We start from the raw sequence: 23,111 nt of genomic DNA, 5'->3' as shown, positions 1-23,111 counted from the left end.
CACTCCTCAGGCACAACGCAGCGTGGGTCGTTCAATCCGGGTGTCGCTGATGGCATGGGTCCCCGTGTGGCTCACTGCATCGAGGGCCTCATCGGTGACGGGCTCCGGCGCGGCCTCGGGCGCGGGCTCCGCATCAGCACCCTGTTGCGCCTTTGCAGCCGCTGCAGCCGCTACGGCTGCCTTGGCGTAGTCCATGTAGATGCGGGAGGAGAAGGCTTCTTTCGCGCCCTGGTACTTGCCTTCATACAGGCGGATGTCGCCCTGAACATTCCAGAACATCATTTGCCCGATGTTCATGCCGGCGTACAGCCTGATGCGATTGACCGCCAGCAGCTGAATGGTCCAGCGGCCGATGAAACCGATGTCCCCGAGGGACGCGCTCAGGTTGATGAACATGCCCAGGCGCGCAATCGACGAACGTGCCGCATAGGTCGGCACAAAATGGGTGCTGCCCATGGTCTCGATGGTGCTGGCAAGGTATAGACGCATAGGCTCCAGCACAATGCCCTCCGGGCCGATGTGAATGTCCTGTGTCGGCTTTTCTTCCTTGATGTCGATGACGCCCTCTTCATACACCTTCATATGGCTGTGCAGCCGGAAGTTGTAGCTGTTGGGATTGACGTTCTCGGGCAGGAACGGCGTGATGACGATCTCGCCGGTCTGCACACGATGGGAAATTTCCTCGCCGGTCAGAATCATTTGGTGTCCATGATGATGCGTGAGGGAACAACGCCATCGGAGCCCACGTAGCGGCCCTGATAGCTGCGCTCCTGGCCCAGATTGGTCCAGAAGCAGACTTTGGCGATGCGCGCGCCCGCGTAGACCCGCAGCGGCTGCGCCACCACGATCTCCAGCGTCCAGCAGATGACCGCGCCGGTATGGCCCAGAGGGGCACTGGTCTGGATGAACATGCCGCAGGCGGCCGCTGAGACGTTGGCATACAACTCGCTGGCGAAATTGATGCCGCCAATGCGTTCTGCGGTGGTGCCCAGATAGAAGCGATTGGGCAGAAGCACAAAACCTTCTTCCGGAATACGGTGCGTGCGCACCTCCAGGCCGGCATGGGGATCGATGTCCGACGAGGTGTACTCCAGCAGTTCCGCTCCCAGGCGACAGCCGTAGGAGTTCTGCTCGAGCTGTTGCTCGTTGAACGGTTCAATCACCACCTTGCCGGCATGCACCATGCGGTGGATTTCGCTGCCGGTCAGCATCATGGTCGAACCCCCTCGGGTCGTGCACGATCGGCGCGTGGGAACAGGTCGTTCAACAGACTGCGCCGCCCCAGAAAATAGCCGTCCAGCGCCTGGGCAGCCTCGCTGGCGGGGTAGGCCGCCACCAGTCGGCGAGACAGCCGAGGCAGGTTGTAGGAGGGCACGGCGGGGCAACTGTGATGCTCCCAGTGCAGGTGGATATGGCAGGGGGCCCATACCAGGCGTTCCAGCCATCCAGGCCGGATGCTTCGCGCGTTGCGGTCGGCCGGATGGTCCAGCCGTCCCCCATGTTCGGCAATGCCCCGAACCCTCAGCAACGCCGGCAGAAACAGCAGCATCGGAGCGATCCAGTACAACAGGAACTGCCATCCCCAGCCTCCCGCCCACAAGGTGAGCACCAGACCGAGCAGAAAGAAGACGGCCAGCAGGCGGTCCTGGAGACTGCCCCGGGCGTTGGCGCTGAACAAGCCCAACATGCCGAAGTGATTCGCCGAACGCAGCGTGGTCAGCGTGGTGAGACCGGTCACGTCGCGCAGCAGCAAGCGCAGGAAGTCGGACCGAGAGGCCGGCAGGATGGAATCAGTCCGATCGGGGTCCAGCGACTGGTTCAGATGACGGTGGTGAAGCAGGTGATGCCGGCGGTAACGGGCCACGCTGACCGTCATCGGAAAGGACAGCAGCAGATGGCCGATCAGGTCATTGAGCCAGCGGCGCCGGCTGATGAGTCCGTGGGCCGCATCGTGCATCAGCACCAGCAGGGCATGCTGGCGTGTGGCGATCACCATCAGCACTGGAAGGGTGACGTACCAGTGATGCAGATGTTCTGCGGTGGCAATGGCCAGGCTGCAGACCAGCCACTGCGTGGTGATCTGTGCAGCGCAGATCCAGGGGCGCAGGCCGCGCAGGTCCGTGTGCAGCCTCGGGTCGACCCGGAAACGCCGGTGATGGACGCCCTCGGGGTGGTGGACGGTGTCGCTCATGCCGCTTCCCCCACCACGTCCGTGGCGCCCACGCCGCGCGCACGCAGGGCCCGTGGGTGTCGCGAGATCCAGTAATCGACCGTGCGGCCCAGGAAGTCCTGAGGATCGGGGGCGGGGGTGCGCACGTTTAGCGGGGCACGTACACGGTCACTGCTGGCATAGGTGCCATACACCTGCAGCAGCCGCTCAAAGTAGCGGAAGTCGCCGCTGCTCAGGCCCGGGGGCTGCCAGGCAGCCAAGGATCGCTTCAGGAAACTCCATTGGCGGTCGCGCAGGATGGGCACCTCCGGCACCGGTGGCAAGCCGTGTTGCGCGCGATGGTGGCTGAGCCGAGCTTCGATCAGACGGACCACCGCTTCATACCGGATACGAGTGGCCCCAGCGGCGGCCACCACCTCGTCCGGTGCGCGCCCGGCATGCAGGTCCTCCACGAGGGCCGCCAGTTCTCTCACCACCCAGTCGACCGGAACGATATCCAGCAGACCGTCCCGATGCCCCACCAGAAACGGCGGATGGAACAGCGCCAGGAACTTGATCAGTGGATAGAGCCCGTTGAAGCGCGCGATCTGGCCGTCGCGACTGTCCCCCACCACCAGACTGCAGCTGAAGGTGGCCATGGGCATGTGGCTGCCGAACGCCGCGCGGATGGTGCGCTCTGCAAGCGCCTTGCTCTCTTCATAGCCATTGCGATAGGGCCAGTCATGCATCCGGGTGTAGGCCGTGGAGACGTAGAGCATCCGGGGTTGGGACGAGAGGGCACAGAGCAGGCGGCAGAAGTTGCGGGAGCCTTCCACATTGACTTGCACCATGTCCTCGCAAGGTTTGTCCCAGGACACGTCCGCGGCCAGATGGAGGCCGGTCATGGGAGCGCTGTCCCGTTCAGTCGCATGGAGCACCTCCGCGAGCGCGGCCACGTTGGCAGCGTCGGAGAGATCGACCCGTAGGGGACGGACACGCGCCTGGAGCGTTGGAGGCAGGGTCTCCTGCAGCGCAAGCCAGGCTCGCTCGGAGCGCAGCACGGCATGGATGCGGAGTTCGGGATGGGCCGTGAGCAGGGACTGGACCAGCGGCACGCCCAAGGTGCCGGTGGCCCCGCTGAGGAGCAGCTTCACCGCAAAGCCTCCGTCTCGTTGGTGATCACCCGCGTGCGTATTCCTTCCAGCATCTGCCGGCTGTTGGCGCGGATGGCGCGTTCTCCGATGGGGTGCAGCACCTCCGCAAGAGAAGGAATGCCCAGATCGAAGGTGACCTCTAGCTCAACCCGCAACGCCCCGTCCGCATCCTCCAGCAGACGCCATTGGCCGGCCCAGACCTCCAGGTCTCCATCGGTCTGCTCAAAGACGATGCGATGGTCATCGGTGAGCACATCCCGTTCGGTCCAGGACAGCTCGCTGCCGTTCAGGAGCACGCGCCAATGGCTGACGATCTCCCGGGCGGAGTGGCGTTCCACGGTGACCTCCAGCACATCCGCCATGAACTCGGGGTAGCGCTCAAAGTCGCACAGGGCCGACCAGACCCGGTCGCGGTCGACATGACCGATGGTCAGGAGTGAATGGACGTCAGGCATGCTGGAGGCTTCCTTGGCTGAGAGAGGGGAGCGCGTCCACGCCGGCACGCAGGCGGGCGAGGCCGTCGATCAGGTCGTGGTCTTCAATGGTGGCGGGCGGATAGAGCCGTATCACACGGGGCGCCGTGAGGCAAAAGGCCAGCAGCAGACCGCGTTTGGCCGCTTCGATCACCAGTTCACCGGCATGGCTCACTTCCTTGAATTCCAGGCCAAGCATCAGTCCGTCGCCCCGCACCGCACTGATCGCACCGTGGCTACGCAAGGGGTCCAGCAGGTGGTCACGGCACAGCCGCTCCAGGTGGCGGATGCGCGGGAGAAAGCTGTCGGCGGTGACCACGTCGAGCACGGCATTGATGACCGCCCCGGCCAGCGCGCTGCCTGCGAATGACGAGGCATGCACCACTGGGTCGCGCGCAGCCGCGCCAAAACGGGTGGTGTCCACCAGAGCGGCCGCGACCGGGAACATGCCTCCGCCCAGGACCTTGCCCAGCAGCCGGATGTCGGCAGGAACCGGGCACAACAGGGAGCCGGCTCGCCCCAGGCCGGTCTGGATTTCATCGAGCAGGAGCCGTACATCGTGACGGCGGGATTCGGATCGAAGGAATTCCAGAAAGCTCGGGTCCACTGGACGGATGCCGCCTTCGCCCTGAACCGGCTCGATGATGACCGCAGCAAATTCGCCGCCGGACAGGGCCGCGTGGACCGCCGCATGGTCGCCGACCTCCACAAACGTGGCCTGTCCGTCGGTCATCAGGCCCGCATGGTGCAGGTATCCATGGCTGACGCTCAACGCACCGGCCGTCCGGCCGTGATAGGCATGTCGGAAGGCCAGAATGCGCCGCCGGCCGGTGGCAATACGGGCCAGCTTCAAACCCGCCTCCACGGCCTCCGCGCCGCTGTTGGCGAAGATCACGTTGTCCGGTGGCGCCCCCAGGGCCTGCAGCCGGTGGTCCATCTGTTCATGCACCTGCCGGGCGAGCTGCCGCAGCCGCTCGGCGGCCCGCACGATCGGCTCGTTGGCCAGGATCTTGGTGGAGAGACCGAGCTGCTGCACCTGTTCCATCAGCGCCCGCACCACCTCGGGATGGCGGTGCCCCAGCAGATGCACACCAAAAGATCCGAAGTCCAGCCAGCGGCGGTGGGTGCTGTCGACCACCCATGGGCCGGAGGCACCACATTCGGCGCTTGCCAGTCCGGCCATCTTCAGCATCAGTCCCTGCTGGCGGCCGAACACGCTGCCATAGCGGTCCGCAAACGCGCTGCGGGCCTTCTCGGTTGCCGCGCTTGCGTCGGGCAGGGAAGTGGAGGTCAGGGTGTTCATAATGAGCGCATCAATGGGGCCAGGAAGCCGGCATCGCAGCCCACCTGTCCACAGGCCTTGTTGGCGGACCTCAGGAAACGGAGCAAGTGGCTCTGATGCTCCGGCTTCAATCCATCCACCAGGTGGAGGGGGAACGCATCGATCAGGTCATGCATCTGGCGAGTGAGGAATGCACATTCCGCGTCGTCCATCGGCCGGCGAAGCCCCAGGCGCTCAATCACTGCCGGGCCATCCAGCGCGGCAACGTCGCCCAGGCCATAGGCCATCAACATGGGGAGGCGATGCAGCTCGTCCGGAAGCCTCGCACCGGACAACACACAGTCGACCTGCAGCAGCAGCTCCGCCAGCTTGATGCGCACCAGCCCACCGACTTCGGGCCGTCCGCGGGCGCCTTCGAGGTCTTCCAGATAGGCATACAACTCGGTCATCAGCAGCCAGGCGGCGGTGATGGTGCTGCGGACTTGCGACTGGGCAGGCTGCAGGTAGCCGGCGTTCAGGCGTGGAAACCATCGCACCGGTGGTTGATCATGCGGCGACATCGGCGATCTCCTCTGCGGCCGAGCCCAGCAGCGTGCTGAGCGAGCAATGCCATTCACCGGACCGGAGGCCTCGCAGCACGCGTGCAGCGGTCGCCGGGGGAAGATGGTCCAAGCCGTTGATGTCTGATGGGAGCGAGGGCAGGGCGGCGATGGATTCGAGCCGGGATCCGCCCTGCGGGTCATGCAGATAAGCGGCCTGCGTGTCCATCATGGTGTGCTTGCAGGCGCGCGCCGCAGGCGTGAGCGTCAACGTGTTGTTCGTGATGGTCGGGTCTGCGTCGTTCACCAGCTGGAGAAGCTGACGGTGAATGCGAGCCAGCGCGCCCAGTCGGTCGGAGGGCGCTCCGTGGGAGATGGGTCCGGCGGAGTGCTCCACGCCGCTGTGTGCCGACTGCACCTGCATCCAAAGGGCGGAGATGTCCCGGTACAAGCCTGCGTCAATCAGACCGGGAGCAAGCTCCGCCACCATCTGCCACCGGCGCAGGGTCCATTTGCGATTGGAGAGTACCCAACCCGCTTGTGAGAGCAGCAGATTCATGGCCGCCAGAGCGCCATTCAGCAGGTAGGCTTGCGCCGCATCGGGCTCACCCGCGCGGGTGGATAAACAGGCACAGATCAGGTTCTGATGGAGCGTGTCGAATTCGTTCGCCGCGACGATGCGAGCCGTTTCATCCTGGTGCACCAGGAACGGTGCGTCTCCTTCGGCCGTAACCCCATACACCAGGCGCTCCAGATACTTGAGCCGCAGGGCGTGGTGCTGGTCCCAGTCCTGGTAGCCCTTCAGGCGTCGGTGCAGCGCGCCGTTGGCCAGGGTTCCCCAGGCCATAAAAGCGGCCTGCACATCAGCAGCGGCGAAGGGCAGCACCTCCACATGGTGGCCGTCGTGATGAATCTGGGTGGCCATCTGCCCAGTGCTCACCGGACCCTGGCAGAGGCAGATCAGGTCGATGTCGCTGGTGGGCGTGGCGATGCCGTGTACCGGTGAACTGGTGAGCAGCAGCCGGGCATCGCCAAACCCTTGGCGGCTGGCCAACTGGCGCAGCTCGTTGAAGGCGATGCCGCGTCCTGCCAGAAAGGCCTCTACATTGCTGCGCAGAAAATTCGGATAGTCCACATCGAGTCCTGTTGAGGCGAAGCCTTGAACCAGCCACTCACTGGGTTGGACATGGCTCCGCCAGCGGAGGTGTCCGCAACCTTGAACAACCGGAGGTCGGGTGCGTCGGGGCTTGGGAAGCCGCTCAGGCGAAGGGGTAAGGCCCCGCCCATGCCCCCATCAGACTGGTGTGACTCAGCATGCCAAGCTGCTGATCCCACAGATGCAACATGCAGCCCCGAGGCCCGGCATGGCTGCTGGGCTTGGCGCTTGGCTGCAGTTGGAGGTCGATCTCAGTGACGGTGCTTGGGCAGGCGCAGACCACCGTGCCGGCCCAGCGGCGCAGCATGGACCGATGCACGTGGCCGCACAGCACCAGTTCGATGTTGTTGTGACGGGCCAGCACGGAAGCCAGAGGCCCGGGGTTGATGTAGCGGTATTCGTCCATGTAGGGAATGCCACAGACAAACGGCGGGTGATGCAACATCACCAGCGTGGGCTTGGTCGGGTTGCCGGCCAATACGTCTTCCAGCCAGTTCAACCCCTGTTCATCGATGTGTCCGTGGTGCAGGCCCGGGACGCATGAATCCAGGCCGATCAGGCGGACGGGGTATTCATCCACACAGTAGTGAAGCGCACCCGAAGCCGGTAGATAGGTGTGGTCGGCAAACGCGGCACGGAAGTTCTCCCGGTGGTCATGATTGCCGGGAATCACCAGGTAAGGCATGGGCAACCGGGACAACAGCTCCCGCGCCATGGCGTATTCCTCGGGGCGTCCTTCATCGACGATATCGCCGGTCACCACGACCACATCGGGCTGCCGGTCGATGGCCAGCAGATGGTCAATGGCGTCGATGAGCGCCTGATTGGAGTCCACGACTCCTTGATACAGCACGCCCTGAGGACGGACGTGTGGATCCGACAACTGCCCTATCAGCATTCGCATACTCCCGGCGCCGAAGCGCACTACGCGAGGGGCGGCGTTCAATGTGACGCCGTTTTGATGGGTCTAATGTGTTGGTGCAGGGCCTGCCATTCAATACGCCGAACGGCGTATAGGCGCAGTTCAACCGCGTCGGGATGCTTGTGCCTCATGGCCGTTGAAGATTCGCCCCAGCCCCGTCATTCATCGCATCTGCAGCGCATGTGCGTGCCAGAGCCGTCCTTGCGCGAGCTGGTGGGCATCGTGGCAGCGCTGATGTCGGTGAATGCATTGGCGATCGACACGATGCTCGGGGCACTGCCAGCCATGGGCGTGGCGCTTGGGGTGCATCCTGCCACACGATTGACGTGGGTTGTGGGCGGTTATGTCCTGGGATATGGGGTCGCGCTGCCATTCTTTGGCATGGTGTCCGACCATGTCGGCCGGCGCCGATTGATCCTGGGCGGGCTGGCTGTGTACGTGGTGGGTTCGGCGTTGATCGCGATGACTTCGAGCTGGCCGCTGCTGGTGCTTCTGCGCCTTATGCAGGGGGCGGGCGGGGCCTGTAGTGTGCTGGCCCTGGCAGTGGCGCGCGACCGCTACAGCGGGCCGATTCTGTCTCGAATCCTCTCACTGGCCTTTGCGGCATTTGTGGCCGTGCCGGTATTGGCGCCGGCCGTGGGTCAGGGCCTTTTGGCCATGGTGTCATGGCGTGGCGTGTTTGGCTTCATTGCAGGCTGCGGCGCGGTGGTGTGGGTATGGGTGGCGTGCCGGCTCCCCGAGTCCTTGCCTGCCGAGCGACGGCAGCGGGTGCAGGCCGCAGCGGTGCGGCGTCATCTGGCCGCGATTGCGGCAGATCGTCCGTTTGTGGTGCATACCGCCGCGATGACTGCATTGCTGGGCGGGCTGTATGGGCTCATCAATTGTTGCCAGCCGTTGATTGCTCATGGCTTCGGGGTACCGTCCCTGTTTCCTCTCGTATTCGGCGGTGTTGCCGTGTCGGTCGCGATTGCGGCGGTCGTCAATCAGCGCCTGGTCACGCGATGGGGTGCCAGCGTGACGGCCGGGCATGCAGTGAATGCTTATTTGATGTTGGCGTTGGGGCATGCGGCCATGGCGTGGTGGGGGCGGGAAACCCTGGGCGTCTTTCTGGTCTTTCAAGTGCCCATGATGTTCTGCTTCGGTTTGGCGCTGTCCAACCTGGGGGCGGTGGCGATGGCGGGCATGGGCGAACGCGCCGGCACAGCAGCGGCGGTGCAGGGCGCGTTGACCAGTATCGGGGGTGGGTTGGTGGGGCTGGTGATCGGCCAGCACGCGGACGGCACCGCGCTGGGACTGACGCTTGGGAGCTTGCTCTGTGCGCTGGTGGCGCGCTTGCTGCTGGGAATTCCGCCCCGCCATCTTGCGGGCGTGAAGACAGAGGCCCGGTCCATCGCCCCGCGATGACGGGGTGCCAGCGTGGGGGTGAAGGCCCACGGCCTGTGAAGCCGGATGACGCCTTGAACCACGCCACGAAGAGCACCACCCTGCCGGCCGGGCGGAGCCGCCATGCCGCTCGCTCCATGGGTGCTTGTGATGATCACCGTATTAACCCTGCGTCACCAAAGTTAAAAGTGCTCTGAAGCCCCAACTCTGCTACATAATGAGAATGATTCCTATTAGGCAGACAAAAGCGGGAATCAGTGAAGGGACTTCAGGGATGTCTTACCCAGACGACAAGGGGGTGGAGGTGGCAGAGGAGACCTGCGATCTCACCGAAATCTTTGTGACGCACCGCTCGCGCCTGCGCCGGATTGCGCTTGCGATTGTCCAGAACGCGCAGGGGGCGGACGATGTGCTGCAGGATGCCTATCTCAAGCTGCTGAGCGCCCAGACCGCTTTGGTGGTCCACCAGCCGCTGGCGTACTGTGGGCAGATCGTGCGGAACATGGCGCGTGACCATCTGCGTCGCCAGTCCTTCGAGGCCGGACTTCTCGGCGAAGAAGAGGAGGGGCAGTACGCCCAGGCCACCTATGGTCAGCCGGACCTGCACGCCATGCGCCGTCAGAACCTGGTCATCCTCCACAAGGCCCTGAGCGACGTGCCCACGCGCACCCGTATTGCCTACGAGATGTACATCGTGCGCGGCATGACCCAGCGCGACATCAGCAAGACGCTGGCGGTGTCCGTCGGCTTGGTGAATGCCTTGATTGCCGAAGCGTCGGAAGTGCTTTACCGGCACCGCCACCTGATGGCGTGGGATTGAACACCGGGCCCCTGTCAGACGTCTGGGATGCGGGGCGGGCCAGTGGGGTGCGCCTCTCATCAGCAACGGGGAGCGGCGACTAATGGGCAAGGCTTGGCTGCAGGTACCATCACGAGGTCCTGACACCGGAATTTCTGGCTCTGTGAGTCCCTTCCTTTTCCTCTTGCTTGCTGACCCCTCTGCAGGGGGGCGGGGCGCCTGCGCCACCGTCAGCGTGGCGGTGCGGGAGTCGCAGCCATGACCGGCGATCTCCTCTGGCGCACCGCCTGGCAATGGCGGCAGCGGGAGCAGGACGGCCCGTGGACCGACGTCGAGCGCGCCGAATTCCGGGCCTGGCTGCGGGCGGACCCCTTGCATCAGCAGCGCTTCGACGAAGTCTGCCGCGTGTGGGCCGAGGCCAGCCTGGTGCCCACCCGGTTCGTGGACCCGGACCCTGACGTCCCTCTGGATATTGAGGCGTTGCGTAAAGCCTTCCACGGCACTCGGGGTGCCACTGGGGACGGCGAGGAAGATCGCTGAACATCCTCCCCGGCTCATTCGTCTGGTTGAACAGAGCAGCACGCAAGCGCCCGGCACCCGCCGGTTGAGATCTTGCTGCTGTGCCAGGGAGCCTCTGTCCAATGCTGCCTCAGTCCCTGGGGCATGCTGGAGCTCAGGCCCCGTCAACCGGCCGGGGAGTGCCATGTCCAGCAGTTGTTTCGATCGCGAAGGCGAAGTCTTCATCGTCCTCATCAACCATGAGGAGCAGTATTCGATCTGGCCCGAGTGGAAGGCCATTCCCGGTGGCTGGACCGCCGTGGAAGGCATCAAGGGTGACAAGAAGACGGTCACCGACTTCGTGGACCAGGCGTGGACGGACATGCGACCGCTGTCGCTGAGGCAGTGGATGCAAGCGCAGGCCGCCGGCAGCGCAGCGGGCAGTGACACCCCCATCGCGTGAGCGCCATGGCTGCGGCACCGACCGTGAATCTGCTGACGCTGCCCTGCGCAGGCGCCAGTGCCACCATGTATCTGCGCTGGCGACGAAGCCTGCCGACCGGCGTGCGGCTCGTTCCGCTGGAGTTGCCAGGCCGGGGGACGCGCCATGGCGAGCCTTTTGTTGAGGACTTCCAGACGCTGGTGGGCCAGCTCGTCGAACGCCATTCGCAGGACCTGCAGGGACGGTACGTGCTGCTGGGCCACTCGATGGGTGCCTTGCTGGCTTACGGACTAGCCCAGGCGCAGCGCCGTTGGAACCGCCCGCTGCCACAAGCCTTGTTCGTTTGCGGCAGCGCCGCGCCTGCGTTGCGCGACGTCACTCGATTTGCCGGTGGGCTGACAGACACGGCCCTGATCACCGACCTGCGTCGCCAAGGTGGTACGCCGGAGGAGCTATTCCAAAGCCCGGAGCTGCTGCGCATGACGCTGGACACGCTCGCGGCCGACTACCGCGTCTGCGCCAGCTACCGACACGGCGTCTCGTCAGTTCCGTCGGGCCCGTTGCCCCTGCCCATCCATGCCTTGGGCGGACGTGCTGACGATATTCCCCCTGCCCATCTCCAGGCCTGGGCACAGGAAACCGCCGCCAGTTTTGCCATGAACTGGTTTGACGGCGGCCACTTTTTCATTCGCCAGCAGGAGCCGGCGGTGTTGACGGTGCTGGAGCGGGAGCTCCGGGCGCTGCTCACACTGCCGGACAGCGCAAGCGTTGCCACGGCCTGAAAGCCTGGCTCTCAAGAAGGACGTTTTGCATGACTGCAGGAATCGCAGGGCTGGAACGCCGTGCGCCGGAGGGATCGGTGCTGCCGGCGCTGATCGAACCCGACCGCTTGGACGAACCCTTGAACGAGGCATTGCCGAGGCTGCGCGCGCAGATCGAGGCCTTGCTGCGCAGCGTGGGCGGTGTGTTGCTGCGCGGCTTTCAGGTGCCGGATGCGGCTGCCTTCCGCGCCTTTGCGGCGGGCTTTGGCCACCCGCTGTTGAGTTACGAATTTGGGTCGACACCCCGCACGGAGGTGGGCAGCGGTGGCAGCGGGGTCTACACCTCGACGGAATACCCGGCCCACCAGTGGATTCCGTTGCACAACGAGCAGGCCTACACCCGCGAATGGCCGATGAAGATCTGGTTCCATTGCATGACGGCCTCGCCAGAGGGCGGTGAGACGCCGATTGCCGACAGTCGGGCCGTTTACCGCCGCATGCCGGCGCACATCCGGGAGCGTTTTGCCCCCGGCATCCTCTATGTGCGCAACTACGGCGACTTTGATGTTCCCTGGCAGAAGGTCTTCAACACGGACCAGCGGTCAGAGGTGGAACGGTTCTGCCAACACGCCGGCATTCGTTGGGAATGGAAGGCGGACGGCACGCTGCGCACCACCCAGCACTGCCAGGCCATCGAGGTCCACCCTGTGACCGGCGACACCGTGTGGTTCAACCAGGCGCATCTGTTTCACTGCTCCAACCTGCAGCCCGAGGTGCGCGAATCGCTGGAGGACCTGCTGGGTGCGGAGAACCTGCCGCGCAACACCTTCTTTGCAGATGGCTCGGTGATTCCGGATGCCGTGTTTGATGAGATCCGCGCGGTGCTGGACGCGGAGTCGGTGTTCTTTCGCTGGCAGGCCGGCGATGTGCTGATGCTGGACAACATGCTGGCCGCCCATGGCCGCGCACCGTTCCGCGGCCCCCGCAAGGTCATCGTGGCCATGGCGGAGGCCCACAGCAATCTGGGTCGCTTCTGAATGCGGCCGTCTGGAATGGATGGAAGATGAACATGGCCCATCAGAAGCACCCTTGGACCGACACCGGGACCGACACTGGGACTGTCGGCGGGACTGTCCGCGAAACCACGCGGCCTGCACCGCATTCCGACGACGCCACCCCTGCCGCACCGCCGCCAGTCGATTTTGTGTCCCATCTGGAGGGGCTGGCCGCCACACGTCCGCAAGACCTGGCCCTGGTGGCCGTGGGGGACCTGGAAGACGGTCAGGCCGACCTGCCCCTCAGCTATGGTGAATTGGCCCATCGGGTGCGGGCGCTGGCGGCCGTGCTGCAGCAGCATTTCGCGCAGGGAGACCGTGCGCTGATCCTGCTGGAAAACAGCGAGCATTACGTCGTTTCCTTCCTGGCCTGCCTGTATGCCGGCCTGATTGCGGTTCCCGCGTTCCCGCCGGAGACCACACGGCCTCAACATCTGGCCCGTCTGCGCGGCATGGTGGCGGATGCCCAGCCCCGCTGCCTGTTGACCCTGCAGGCGGTGGCGGATCAGTTCAGTGCGGTGCTGCAGGAGCTCACGGGTGTCACCGTGGTGACGATGGAGTCGGTGCCCCGCGAACCTGGGGATGCGCCTGGGGATCGGCTTGCCGGCGAATGGCGTCCGCATCGGCCCGCCGCCGATGACATCGCCTTCCTGCAATACACCTCCGGCTCCACTTCCTCACCCAAGGGTGTGATGGTGAGCCATGCCAGCCTGATGGCCAACGAGCGCGCCATCGAGGAAGGCCTGGGCGTGGGGCCGCAGGACGTGTTCGTCACCTGGCTGCCGCTGTTCCATGACATGGGCCTCATCGGCGGCATGTTGCAGCCCTTGCACCGCGGCATCCCGCTGGTGCTGATGCCTACCCGGTTGATGCTGGAACGTCCGGTGCGCTGGCTGCAGGCGATCAGCCGCTATCGGGGAACGATCAGTGGCGGGCCTGATTTTGCCTACCGGCTGTGTGTCGACCGGGTTCGGGACACGCAATTGGCCACCTTGGATCTGTCCAGCTGGCGCGTTGCGTTTTCGGGGGCGGAACCGGTGCGGTATGACACGCTGACGGCCTTCAAAGAGCGCTTTGTGGCCGCCGGATTGACCGCCGATGCGCTGTATCCCTGCTACGGGCTGGCCGAGGCCACGCTGTTTGTCACGGGAGGTGTACGGGGTGATGGGTTGGTGGCGCATCGCTTTGATGCAAGGGCATTGGCCCTTGGACGGGCGGAACGGACGGAACGAAGCGCTGCCGACGCGGACGAAGCAACCGCCGACGGTTCGAACGAGCGCGGCGCACTGCTGGTCGCCTGCGGTCGGCCGCCCCGCCATCACGAGGTGCAGATCGTCAACCCAAGCACCGGAAAGCGGGAAGAAGCCGGGCGCATCGGTGAGATCTGGGCGTCGGGGCCGAGCCTGGCCTCCGGCTATTGGCAGCGTCCGGATGCTTCGGAAGAGACCTTTGTAATGCAGAACGCTCAGCGTTGGCTGCGCACCGGGGATCTGGGCTTTCTGCATGAAGGCCAGCTCTATGTGGCAGGCCGTCTCAAGGACATGATCATTCTGCGGGGGCACAACGTCTACCCGCAGGACCTGGAGCGAGCCATCGAAGCGGACGTGGAAGCCGTACGCAAGGGAAGGGTGGCCGCCTTCCCGGTGACGGTGAACGGCGAGGAGGGCATCGGCATTGCTGCTGAAGTCTCCCGAGGTCTGCAGAAGCTGGTGACGCCGCAGGCGCTCTCCGATCTGCTTGGTGAAGTGGTGAGTGGTGTGGCCGGACAGGCCCCGTCGGTGATTGCCTTGCTCAACCCGGGCGGGTTGCCCAAGACCTCCAGCGGGAAATTGCAGCGTGCGGCTTGCCGCCTGGGTTGGATGGACCGCTCGCTGGATGCTTATGCGTGGATGGAACTGGGCCGTTGGTCGGCGTCGTCCATGGCCATGGGCGCATCACCAGCCGAGCCGCCCTTGAGCCCCACGGCCGAGGCGCTCTCAGCGCTGTGGCGAGAATTGCTGCCACGGTCGGATGCTCGGGCCCTCGGCCCGGATGCGCATTTCTTCACCCTGGGCGGCCATTCGCTGCTCGCCGTGCAACTGGCGCAGCGCATCCGCGAGCGATGGGGGGTGGACCTTCCGACCGCCCAGCTCTTCGATGCCATGCGGCTCCAGGCGCAGGCGGATGCTTTGGACGCTGTGCTTGCCACTCACGGCACCCGCCACACGGGCGGAACGAGCGGCACCCCTGCGATTGGTGCGATTGGTGCTATTGGAGCTATTGGCGCGAATGGTGGCGGCACTCCTAGCGGCACTCGTGGCGTCGACAGCATGGACGGCGTCGGCCACCCCACCACCAGCAGCCACCCCGTCAGCCACCCCGCAGCGGCCGTCCCGGCCACGCGTGTTGCCCCCATGCCTGCCGAACTGCGGTTGGGTCCAGTGCCCTTGACCCCGTCCCAGCAGCAACAGTATTTCCTCTGGCGGGTGGACCCCACCAGCAGCGCCTATCACATTCCCTGCGTGCTGCAGATCAACGGTGAGGTGGATGCGCAGCGGCTGGACGCTGCCTTCGCGTCGCTGGTAGCGAGGCATGAGGCTCTGCGGACGGTGTTCCGGCCCGGCCTGGATGGCAATGTCGAGCAGTGGGTGATGGATGAGGGCGATGTGATGCCCACCCTGGTGCTGCACGCGGCATCGACCCGGCAGGATGCGCTTTTGCGCATCAGCGACCTGATCCAGGTGCCGTTTGATCTGGCCAAGGGGCCGCTGGTCCGGGCGTGCTTGATCCGTGTGAACGATGGGCCGCATGTGCTGGCCTTGATCGTTCATCACATCGTGGCGGACGGAACGTCCTTGCAAGTGATGCTGGGCGAGTGGGCGGCCCTCTATGCCGGAATGCCTTTGCCGCCTGTGGCGCTCCAGTGGGGGGACTACGCCGCTTGGTGTCACGAGCGTCATGATCCCCAGCGAGACCACACGCTGCTGGCATTCTGGCGCCACCAGGTCCGAAGCGACTCCGGAGAACCCTTGCCGCCGCTGGTGTTGACCCCCGACCAGCCGCGCCAGCCGGGCCCGCTCTCGAGAACCGCCAGCCTGACGATGGACCTGCCCGCACCGCTGGTGGCCGCCTTGCGTCATCGGGCGGGCCAACACAACAGCACACTCTTCATGGTGCTGCTGGCGGGATTCAACATCGTGCTGCAGCGCTATACCGCCGACCCGGACATCCGCATCGGGGTGCCCTTTGCGAACCGGGCATCGGCGCAGCTGCAGTCGGTGATTGGCTGCTTCGTCAACACCTTGGTGCTGCGGACCACGGTGGCGCCGACCTCCACCTTGAGTGAGGTGGTGCAAGCGGTTCGGAGGACGGTGCTGGCGGCGCAGGATCACCAGGACCTTCCGCTGGATCGCTTGATGAGGGAGGGATCCAGCGGTTCCACCAGCGCGCCCCGAACTCCGTTCCAGATTGTCTTCAACCACCTGAACGTGGGTCACGATCCGCTGCAGCGTCCCACCGGCTGGACCGTGACGGACCTTCCGCTGCCGCCGGCCCATGCCCAATTCGAACTGACGCTGGAGACGCGCGAGCGGTCTTCCGGCGAGGTGACCAGCACCTGGATCTGGGCGGAGCGCCTGTTTGACCGGACCACCATGGACCGCCTGGCCGGCCATTTGCAGCAGGTGCTGCAGGCGCTTGCCGAGGCGCCGAACACCTGCGTACGGGATGTGCCGCTGCTGCTTCCTTCGGAGACCCGGGCGCTACTGGCTTGGGGGGCTCCAGCGGCCGCCACGGCTTCTTCAACCTCGCCTGCAACTTCGTTGGTCACCACGCCTGTGCCCGGCTGGTGTCCCTTCCAGCCGGTTCATGCCCGGTTCGCCGCTCAGGCGCACGCACAGCCGCAAGCCCCGGCACTCACAGCCGGTGAGTCCACGATGGCTTATGCCGAGCTGGATCGTCAGGCCAACCAACTGGCGCACCATCTCCGGGCCTGCGGCGTGGGCCCCGACGTGACCGTCGGTGTGGCGCTTGAGCGCTCGCCGCGACTGGTGGTCTGCCTGCTGGCGGTGCTGAAAGCCGGTGGCGCTTATGTGCCTTTGGACACGGCACATCCGGCCGATCGACTGCGGCTGATGATCGAGGACAGCGGCATGCGGCTGCTGCTCACTGTCAGCGGCGAGCACCCTCGGTGGCGGCCGGAGATCTCCATCCCCGTGCTGGAGGTGGACCGATTGCACCTCGCCGATCTTCCGTCCACGGCCCCGCACCTTGACGTCCATCCGGACAACCTCGCCTACATCATCTATACCTCGGGCTCCACCGGCGTGCCGAAGGGTGTGGCCGTGGCGCACGGCCCGTTCGCCATGCATTGCGTGGTGACGGCAGAGCTCTACGAGATGGACCAGCGCTCCCGAGAACTGCACTTCCTGTCGTTCTCTTTCGACGGGGCCCATGAGCGCCTGTTCACCGCTTTGTGCTGTGGTGCGTCCCTGGTGCTGCGGGAGACAGCGCTCTGGTCACCGAAGGAGACCCTGGCCGTCATGGAGCAGCAGGGTGTCACCAATGCCGGCTTTCCCGCGGTGTACCTGCAGGAAATGGCCCACACCGCTGCCAGCCAGGGCACGGCTCCGCCGGTGCATCTCTATTCGTTTGGTGGCGAGGCCATGCCTCGAGAGGGGCTGGCACTGGCCCGGGACCATCTGGCGGCCCAGGTTTTCATCAACGGTTATGGTCCGACGGAAGCCGTGGTCACGCCCACGCTATGGAAGACCTCCAGCTCAGCGCCTCTGCCCATGGCCCCGTATGCGCCCATCGGGCGGCCGGTCGGTGACCGCAAGGCCTTGGTGCTGGACCCGTCGCTGAATCTGCTGCCGGCGGGGCAGGTGGGTGAGCTGTACCTGGGCGGCAGCGGTCTGGCCCGCGGCTACCTGGGCCGGCCGGCGCTGACGGCGGATCGGTTCGTCGCCGATCCCTTCGATGCCCATGGCGGGCGGCTTTACCGGACTGGCGATCTGGTGCGATGGAATGCCGACGGGCAATTGGAGTATTTAGGCCGCGCCGACCAGCAGATCAAGATCCGCGGGTTCCGCATCGAGCCCGGGGAGATCGAGGCGGCGCTGCTGTCGCAGCCGGGCGTGCGACAGGCCGCCGTCGTGGTGAGTGGCTCCAGGGTGAGCGAAGGCGGATGGAGCCGCAGCAGTGCGCGTCTGATCGGCTACGTGGCGGCGCAACCGGGTCATCACCTGGACGGCCACCAGCTCCGGGCGCAACTTGCCGACCTGCTGCCGGACTACATGGTGCCGTCGGTGTTGCAGGTTCTGGAGGCCTTGCCGGTCACCGTCAACGGCAAGGTCGACCGTGCGGCGTTGCCGGCCCCGGGTGATAGCACGGGAACCGGGCAGGCGCCCGGTGGTCTGCCTGCTGATCCCGAACTGGCGGCCGATCCGTCGCTGACGGACCTGGAGCAAGCCGTCGCGGCTCTTTTGGCGGAGGTGCTGGGCGTCGCGCACGTCGGCCGCACCGACAACTTCTTCGACCTCGGGGGGCATTCGCTCCTGATGATCCGCCTGCATCGTTTGCTGGAAGACCGCCTGCAAGCACAACTGCGGCTGGTCGACCTCTTCAAATATCCCAATGTGGCGTCACTCGCGCGCCGGCTGCATCAGGACGCAGCACCGGTCACCCCGCCACCCGAGAACCCTGCATCCAGCCGTCGCGATGCGCTGCTGCGTCGCAAACGCTCCACGGCTGCTTCTGAAAGGACTTCCTGATGTCTGACCACCACAACGCCTCCGGCGTTCCCGCCGATGCAGGTCTGGACATCGCCATCGTTGGCATGGCCGGCCGCTTTCCGGATGCACCGGATGTGGAGACCTTCTGGCGCAACATCCGCGACGGCGTGGAGTCGGTGCGCCGTTTCACCGAGGACGAACTGCGCCAGCGCGGCGTGCCGGACGACGTGCTCGCCGACCCGCATTACGTCAGGGCGGCCGTGCCCTTTGAGGGTGTTGACCTGTTCGACGCCGACTTCTTTGCCTACACCCCGCGAGATGCAGAGATGCTGGACCCCCAGCATCGCATCTTCCTGGAATGTGCCTGGTCGGCCCTGGAGCACGCGGGCTACGACCCGCAGCGGTATGCCGGCAGTGTGGGGGTCTATGCGGGCTCGGGCGCCAGCGTCTACCTCATGCGTCATCTGCTGGACCCGGACCGGCTCGCCCAAGGGGGACAGATTGCCGACCTGCTGGGTCTGCTCAGCGGCAATGTGGGCGACGCCCTGTGTACGCGGGTGGCCTACAAGCTGAACCTCCGCGGACCGGCCGTCACCGTGCAAACCGCGTGTTCCACCTCGCTGGCTGCCGTGCACACGGCGGTGCAGGCCTTGCTCGGGCATGAGTGCGACATGGCGCTGGCGGGGGGAGTCTCGCTGAATCTGCTGCAGACAGATGGCTATCACTACCAGCCCGGCGCCATCCTTTCGCCCGACGGCCGTTGCCGCGCTTTTGACGCCGCCGCTGCCGGAACGGTGGTCGGGAGCGGAGCGGGCGTGGTGGTCCTCAAACGGCTGGAGGACGCCTGGCGTGACGGAGATACGGTGCATGCCGTGATCAAGGGGAGCGCCGCCAACAATGATGGGGCGGACAAAGTGGCCTTCACCGCCCCCAGCGTCAGCGGGCAGGCAGCGGTGATCCGTGCCGCCCAGTCGGTCGCCGGGGTGTCGCCGCGAAGCATCGGGTATGTGGAGGCGCATGGCACCGGCACCACGCTGGGGGACCCCATTGAAGTGGAGGCGCTGGCGGAGGCCTTTGCGGCCGGGGAGGGGGGCGCGTCCGGCCCGCCATGGTGTGCGCTGGGTTCCGTCAAGACGAATGTGGGCCACCTGGATGCCGCCGCCGGTGTCACGGGGCTCATCAAGACCGCGCTGGCCCTCAAGCATCGGACCCTGCCGCCCAGTCTGCATTTCGAGCGGCCCAACCCCGCGATTCGTTTTGAGGGCAGCCCATTCCGTGTGAATACGCAGGTGATGCCATGGTCACGCGGGGACCAACCCCGACGCGCCGGGGTGAGCGCCTTCGGCATCGGTGGCACAAACGTCCATGTGGTGCTGGAGGAAGCGTCGGCGCCGGCGCCGTCATCCGGGACAGATGGCTGGTCGGTACTGCCGCTATCGGCCCGCAGTGAGGCGGCGCTGGCTCAGCAGCGGCGGGCACTGTCCGAGCATCTCCGTGGGCAGCCGGGAGCGTCGCTGGTGGATGTGGCCCATACCTTGCAACAAGGGCGGCAAGCCTTTGCCTGGCGCTCGGCCGTGGTGGCGGATGCCGCAGGGGGAGCGGCCGACCTGCTCGCCGCAGCGGTGCCTGCGGTCAAGGCGATGAAGGCGGGCAGCGCCCCGGAGGTGGTCTTTCTGTTCCCTGGCGGCGGCACGCAGCATGCAGCCATGGGCGCCGCCTTGTATCGGCGGAGCGCGTGTTTCCGTCAGCACCTCGATCAATGCCTCAGCCTGCTCGAACGCAACGAGGGGGTGGAGCTCCGGCCGTTGCTGCTCGCACCTCCTGAAGAAGAGGCGCAGGCCAACCAGACGCTCTCACAAATGTCGCTGGCCCAGCCGGCGCTGTTTGCGGTGGAGTACGCCATGGCTCGCTGGTGGATGCATCTGGGCGTAACACCCACGCTGATGCTTGGGCACAGCCTCGGCGAATACGTCGCGGCTTGCATCGCAGGCGTCTTCACACTGGAAGATGCCTTGCGTGTGGTGGCCGAGCGTGGTCGGCTGATGCAGACCGTGAAGGGCGGTGCGATGACGGCGGTGCCCTTGGGGGAGCAGGCACTTCAGGACTTCCTCGCGGATGGCTGCGATCTCGCCGCAGTGAACGGCGAGGAACTCTGTGTGCTGGCGGGCCCGGTGGACGCTATTGAGCGGGCGGAAGCCGCCTTGGCACCGCATGGGCTGCCACGGCGGCTGCATGTGGCCATGGCCTCGCACTCATCGCTGGTGGACCCCATCGTCGCGGCGCTGGAGCGGATGGTGGCGTCGGTCCCGCGTCAGGCCCCGCAGCGGCCGTTCATCTCCAACGTGACCGGTCGGCCCATCACCGCTGAAGAAGCCTGCAGCCCCAGCTATTGGGGCCGCCATCTGCGTGGGACGGTGCGCTTCTCCGATGGGCTGGCCCAGGCGTTCGGCACCCCGGGCCGCGTGCTGCTGGAAGTGGGGCCCGGTGAAACCCTCACGGGCCTGGCCCGCCAGCATCCTCAACACAAGACTGCAGCCGGTAGCTGGTCGAGCCAGTCGCATCCGCAGCAGCACCAGCGGAATGAGCGGCAACTGGCCACAGCGGTGGCCGGGCTGTGGATGGCCGGAGTGAATGTCGACTGGACGGCCTGGGCCGATGGGCAAGCGGCGCGGAGAGTGCCGTTGCCGACCTATCCCTTCCAGCGGCAACGGTATTGGGTGGATGCGCAAGGGCCGCAGCACCCATCGACGGCGGTCCATGCAGGTGCAGCGGCGCGGCGCACCCGCACCGCGGTCCCTGGCCATGGACCGGCCCTCAGCACCGCCCCGCAGGTCCAGACCGCGCCGGACCAGCTCTATCACCAGCGTTGGGAGCGTGAGGACTTGCGCCACGCCCATCGGCCCATGCTGGCGGCCCCCTTCGTTCATCAGTCTGCCGCTCAGGAGCCTCCGGCCGCACAGGTGCGAGTGCTTGGTGATTCGGCCCGGACGCTGGCGCAGGCTCTGGTGCTCGGGGATCCCGGCAGCACGCTGGTCCAGGCACTGGTGGCGGATCTTCGGCTTCGCGGCTTGAGGCCGGTGTCCGCATACGCGGGGACGGCCTTCAAGCATCCAGAGCCCGACGGCTTCGAAGTTCGGCCCGACAACAAGGCCGATCTCCAGTCGCTGTTGGAGGCCGTGCAGGCCGATGGCCCGCTGGATCAGGTGTTTCATCTCTGGGGGCTGGGAGGCAGCTCATCACCCGGCACCGGCGACGACGCCTACTTCAGCCTGCTGGCCTTGATCCAGGCGATGGACCGCACAGGTCTGGCTGAGCATCAACCACCCGCGCTGACAGTGGTGGCTGAGGGGCTGGAGAACGTGGTTGGCATTGAACCCTTACGGCCTGCCAAAGCCACGCTCAAGGGGTTGGCGAAGGTGGCCGCCCAGGAATACCCGAAGCTCAAGCTCCGCGTCGTCGACCTTGTTCCTCTGCCCACCGCTCCTGCCGCCGAGCGGCAACTGGCGGCGGCAGTGGTGAATGAAGCGCAGCGGGGGGACGACCTGCTGGTGGCCTTACGTGGGGAGCATCGCTGGGTGCGCCGCTTCGAGCCGTTGCCGCCGCCGTCGCTCCCCGCCATGCCCTACGAACTGCCGGTCAACGCGCCAACCACCGGTCTTCGCCGCGGCGGCGTTTATCTCATCACGGGTGGCCTGGGGGGCGTGGGACTGGCGCTGAGCCGTTATCTGGCGCGCCAGTGGGACGCCCGATTGGCCTTGCTGTCCCGGACACCGCTTCCGCCCAGGGACCAATGGCAGCAGCTCGTCCACGCTGAGGATCAGTCTCCGGTGCTGCGTCGGCAGCTTCGCCAATTGATGGAACTGGAGGCTCAGGGCACCCAGGTGCTCTGCCTGCAAGGCGATGTGACCCGGGAGCAGGACCTGCAGGGCGCCGTTGAACAGGTGCATCACCGCCTGGGGCCGATTCGCGGTGTGATCCATGCGGTGGTCCATCCTGGTCGCGGGCTCATTCGGGAGCGGCAGCGGGCCGAGGTGGAGGCGGCTTTCGCCCCCAAGCGGGAGGGCACCCGTTACCTGCTGGATGCCGTCGCCCACGAGCCGCTGGACTTCGTGCTGCTGTGTTCGTCCGTGGCCAGCCTGATCGGTGGGCTCAACCGCAGCGACTACGCGTCCGCCAATGCCTTCATGGACGCGCTGGCCGTGGCTGCCCGCCGCGACACGGGGCTGCCGGTGGTCTCGGTGAGTTGGGACGCCTGGCGAGACGTTGGCATTGCGGTCGACATGGACCTGCCTGCCGGCATCGGGCTGGACGAGCTCAGTGGCATCCAGGCCTTCGAGCGCATCGTGGCCCGACCCGACCTGGCGCATGTGGTGGTGTCGACCACCGCCTTCGCACCACGGCTCGCGCCCCTCGATCAGGGCGCTTTGTCCGCCCTCGAAAACCAGGTCACGGCCAGCGCGGTCACGTCTGGCCAACCCCGACCGGTCCTGCCCACGGCTTATGTGGCCGCCGAAGGGGTGCTGGAAGAGGGCCTGGCGGCGCTGTGGAGCGACATGACCGGCGTCAGTCCCATTGGCGTCCACGACAGCCTGTTTGATCTTGGTGGTGATTCACTGCTGGCGGTGCGGCTGCTGTCGCGGGTGCGCAAGACCTATGGGGTGGACCTCCACCCGGCGGACTTCTTCCGCGCGCCCACCATCGCCCAGCAGGCGCAGGAGATCGAGCGGCGTCTGCTGGACGAGATCGAACACGACAGCGCCGACGAGGCGCCCAACCACGCTTGAACC

17 protein-coding genes are annotated in these 23,111 nt (G+C 65.9%); 8 read left to right on the top strand and 9 right to left on the bottom strand.

The features are described 5' to 3' along the window. Nucleotides 1-6: 6 nt before the first annotated feature. The 9 genes from dcd to OU995_RS19035 form a co-directional block, all read right to left on the bottom strand. A complete protein-coding gene (gene dcd / locus OU995_RS19075) occupies nt 7-699 on the bottom strand; it encodes a dCTP deaminase (protein WP_267831611.1) in 693 nt (230 codons plus the stop codon). Beyond that, a complete protein-coding gene (locus OU995_RS19070; RefSeq protein WP_267831610.1) occupies nt 696-1,214 on the bottom strand; it encodes a dCTP deaminase in 519 nt (172 codons plus the stop codon). Before OU995_RS19070 ends, dcd begins: the two co-directional genes overlap by 4 nt. Next, nucleotides 1,211-2,191, bottom strand: coding sequence for a fatty acid desaturase family protein (locus OU995_RS19065; protein ID WP_267831609.1), 981 nt, complete (start codon nt 2,189-2,191; stop codon nt 1,211-1,213). The genes OU995_RS19070 and OU995_RS19065 overlap by 4 nt, the downstream gene beginning before the upstream one ends. After that, nucleotides 2,188-3,303 carry an SDR family oxidoreductase gene (locus OU995_RS19060; RefSeq protein ID WP_267831608.1) on the bottom strand — a complete coding sequence of 372 codons (1,116 nt, stop codon included), beginning with the start codon at nt 3,301-3,303 and terminating at the stop codon, nt 2,188-2,190. Before OU995_RS19060 ends, OU995_RS19065 begins: the two co-directional genes overlap by 4 nt. Next, nucleotides 3,300-3,758, bottom strand: a complete 459-nt coding sequence (locus OU995_RS19055; protein ID WP_267831607.1) for a type II toxin-antitoxin system RatA family toxin — start codon at nt 3,756-3,758, stop codon at nt 3,300-3,302. Before OU995_RS19055 ends, OU995_RS19060 begins: the two co-directional genes overlap by 4 nt. Further along, on the bottom strand, nt 3,751-5,079 hold the full coding sequence (locus OU995_RS19050) for an aspartate aminotransferase family protein (protein ID WP_267831606.1): 1,329 nt from the start codon (nt 5,077-5,079) through the stop codon (nt 3,751-3,753). Before OU995_RS19050 ends, OU995_RS19055 begins: the two co-directional genes overlap by 8 nt. Further along, nucleotides 5,076-5,618 (bottom strand): DUF6031 family protein, encoded by a 543-nt coding sequence (locus OU995_RS19045; RefSeq protein WP_267831605.1) that lies wholly within the window; start codon nt 5,616-5,618, stop codon nt 5,076-5,078. Before OU995_RS19045 ends, OU995_RS19050 begins: the two co-directional genes overlap by 4 nt. After that, nucleotides 5,605-6,732 carry a DUF6001 family protein gene (locus OU995_RS19040; RefSeq protein WP_267831603.1) on the bottom strand — a complete coding sequence of 376 codons (1,128 nt, stop codon included), beginning with the start codon at nt 6,730-6,732 and terminating at the stop codon, nt 5,605-5,607. Before OU995_RS19040 ends, OU995_RS19045 begins: the two co-directional genes overlap by 14 nt. Before the next feature lie 124 nt (nt 6,733-6,856). Beyond that, nucleotides 6,857-7,651 carry a phosphodiesterase gene (locus OU995_RS19035; RefSeq protein WP_267831602.1) on the bottom strand — a complete coding sequence of 265 codons (795 nt, stop codon included), beginning with the start codon at nt 7,649-7,651 and terminating at the stop codon, nt 6,857-6,859. Nucleotides 7,652-7,804: 153 nt separating this feature from the next. On the opposite strand from OU995_RS19035, the gene OU995_RS19030 reads away from it, so the two are divergent. The 8 genes from OU995_RS19030 to OU995_RS18995 all read left to right on the top strand — a co-directional run bounded on the left by OU995_RS19030 (nt 7,805) and on the right by OU995_RS18995 (nt 23,108). Beyond that, nucleotides 7,805-9,079: an MFS transporter gene (locus OU995_RS19030; protein WP_267831601.1), complete on the top strand. Its 1,275-nt coding sequence runs from the start codon at nt 7,805-7,807 to the stop codon at nt 9,077-9,079. Between the two features lie 253 nt (nt 9,080-9,332). After that, the gene (locus tag OU995_RS19025; RefSeq protein ID WP_267831600.1) at nt 9,333-9,878 is read left to right on the top strand and encodes a sigma-70 family RNA polymerase sigma factor; all 546 of its coding nucleotides are present in this window, start codon (nt 9,333-9,335) and stop codon (nt 9,876-9,878) included. Between the two features lie 237 nt (nt 9,879-10,115). Then, the gene (locus OU995_RS19020; RefSeq protein WP_267831599.1) at nt 10,116-10,397 is read left to right on the top strand and encodes a FecR/PupR family sigma factor regulator; all 282 of its coding nucleotides are present in this window, start codon (nt 10,116-10,118) and stop codon (nt 10,395-10,397) included. A 163-nt stretch (nt 10,398-10,560) separates the two neighbouring features. Continuing rightward, nucleotides 10,561-10,818: an MbtH family protein gene (locus OU995_RS19015; RefSeq protein WP_267831598.1), complete on the top strand. Its 258-nt coding sequence runs from the start codon at nt 10,561-10,563 to the stop codon at nt 10,816-10,818. A gap of 5 nt (nt 10,819-10,823) precedes the next feature. Next, nucleotides 10,824-11,579: a thioesterase II family protein gene (locus OU995_RS19010; protein WP_267831597.1), complete on the top strand. Its 756-nt coding sequence runs from the start codon at nt 10,824-10,826 to the stop codon at nt 11,577-11,579. Between the two features lie 29 nt (nt 11,580-11,608). Then, complete coding sequence (locus OU995_RS19005; protein ID WP_267831596.1) at nt 11,609-12,595, top strand: TauD/TfdA family dioxygenase; 987 nt, start codon at nt 11,609-11,611, stop codon at nt 12,593-12,595. Between the two features lie 26 nt (nt 12,596-12,621). After that, nucleotides 12,622-18,363: a non-ribosomal peptide synthetase gene (locus OU995_RS19000; RefSeq protein ID WP_267831594.1), complete on the top strand. Its 5,742-nt coding sequence runs from the start codon at nt 12,622-12,624 to the stop codon at nt 18,361-18,363. Further along, complete coding sequence (locus tag OU995_RS18995; protein WP_267831593.1) at nt 18,363-23,108, top strand: type I polyketide synthase; 4,746 nt, start codon at nt 18,363-18,365, stop codon at nt 23,106-23,108. The genes OU995_RS19000 and OU995_RS18995 overlap by 1 nt, the downstream gene beginning before the upstream one ends. The last annotated feature ends 3 nt before the right edge of the window (nt 23,109-23,111 follow it).

The organism is Roseateles sp. SL47 (assembly GCF_026625885.1).
Taxonomy (GTDB): domain Bacteria; phylum Pseudomonadota; class Gammaproteobacteria; order Burkholderiales; family Burkholderiaceae_C; genus Roseateles.
This window is presented reverse-complemented; position numbering and strand designations above follow the sequence as displayed.

Bases quoted from the DNA above. Each gene is read 5' to 3' on its own strand.
- dcd (WP_267831611.1), bottom strand. From the start codon at position 699: ATGATTCTGACCGGCGAGGAAATTTCCCATCGTGTGCAGACCGGCGAG.
- OU995_RS19070 (WP_267831610.1), bottom strand. From the start codon at position 1,214: ATGATGCTGACCGGCAGCGAAATCCACCGCATGGTGCATGCCGGCAAG.
- OU995_RS19065 (WP_267831609.1), bottom strand. From the start codon at position 2,191: ATGAGCGACACCGTCCACCACCCCGAGGGCGTCCATCACCGGCGTTTC.
- OU995_RS19055 (WP_267831607.1), bottom strand. From the start codon at position 3,758: ATGCCTGACGTCCATTCACTCCTGACCATCGGTCATGTCGACCGCGAC.
- OU995_RS19050 (WP_267831606.1), bottom strand. From the start codon at position 5,079: ATGAACACCCTGACCTCCACTTCCCTGCCCGACGCAAGCGCGGCAACC.
- OU995_RS19045 (WP_267831605.1), bottom strand. From the start codon at position 5,618: ATGTCGCCGCATGATCAACCACCGGTGCGATGGTTTCCACGCCTGAAC.
- OU995_RS19035 (WP_267831602.1), bottom strand. From the start codon at position 7,651: ATGCTGATAGGGCAGTTGTCGGATCCACACGTCCGTCCTCAGGGCGTG.
- OU995_RS19030 (WP_267831601.1), top strand. From the start codon at position 7,805: ATGGCCGTTGAAGATTCGCCCCAGCCCCGTCATTCATCGCATCTGCAG.
- OU995_RS19025 (WP_267831600.1), top strand. From the start codon at position 9,333: ATGTCTTACCCAGACGACAAGGGGGTGGAGGTGGCAGAGGAGACCTGC.
- OU995_RS19020 (WP_267831599.1), top strand. From the start codon at position 10,116: ATGACCGGCGATCTCCTCTGGCGCACCGCCTGGCAATGGCGGCAGCGG.
- OU995_RS19015 (WP_267831598.1), top strand. From the start codon at position 10,561: ATGTCCAGCAGTTGTTTCGATCGCGAAGGCGAAGTCTTCATCGTCCTC.
- OU995_RS19010 (WP_267831597.1), top strand. From the start codon at position 10,824: ATGGCTGCGGCACCGACCGTGAATCTGCTGACGCTGCCCTGCGCAGGC.
- OU995_RS19005 (WP_267831596.1), top strand. From the start codon at position 11,609: ATGACTGCAGGAATCGCAGGGCTGGAACGCCGTGCGCCGGAGGGATCG.
- OU995_RS19000 (WP_267831594.1), top strand. From the start codon at position 12,622: ATGAACATGGCCCATCAGAAGCACCCTTGGACCGACACCGGGACCGAC.
- OU995_RS18995 (WP_267831593.1), top strand. From the start codon at position 18,363: ATGTCTGACCACCACAACGCCTCCGGCGTTCCCGCCGATGCAGGTCTG.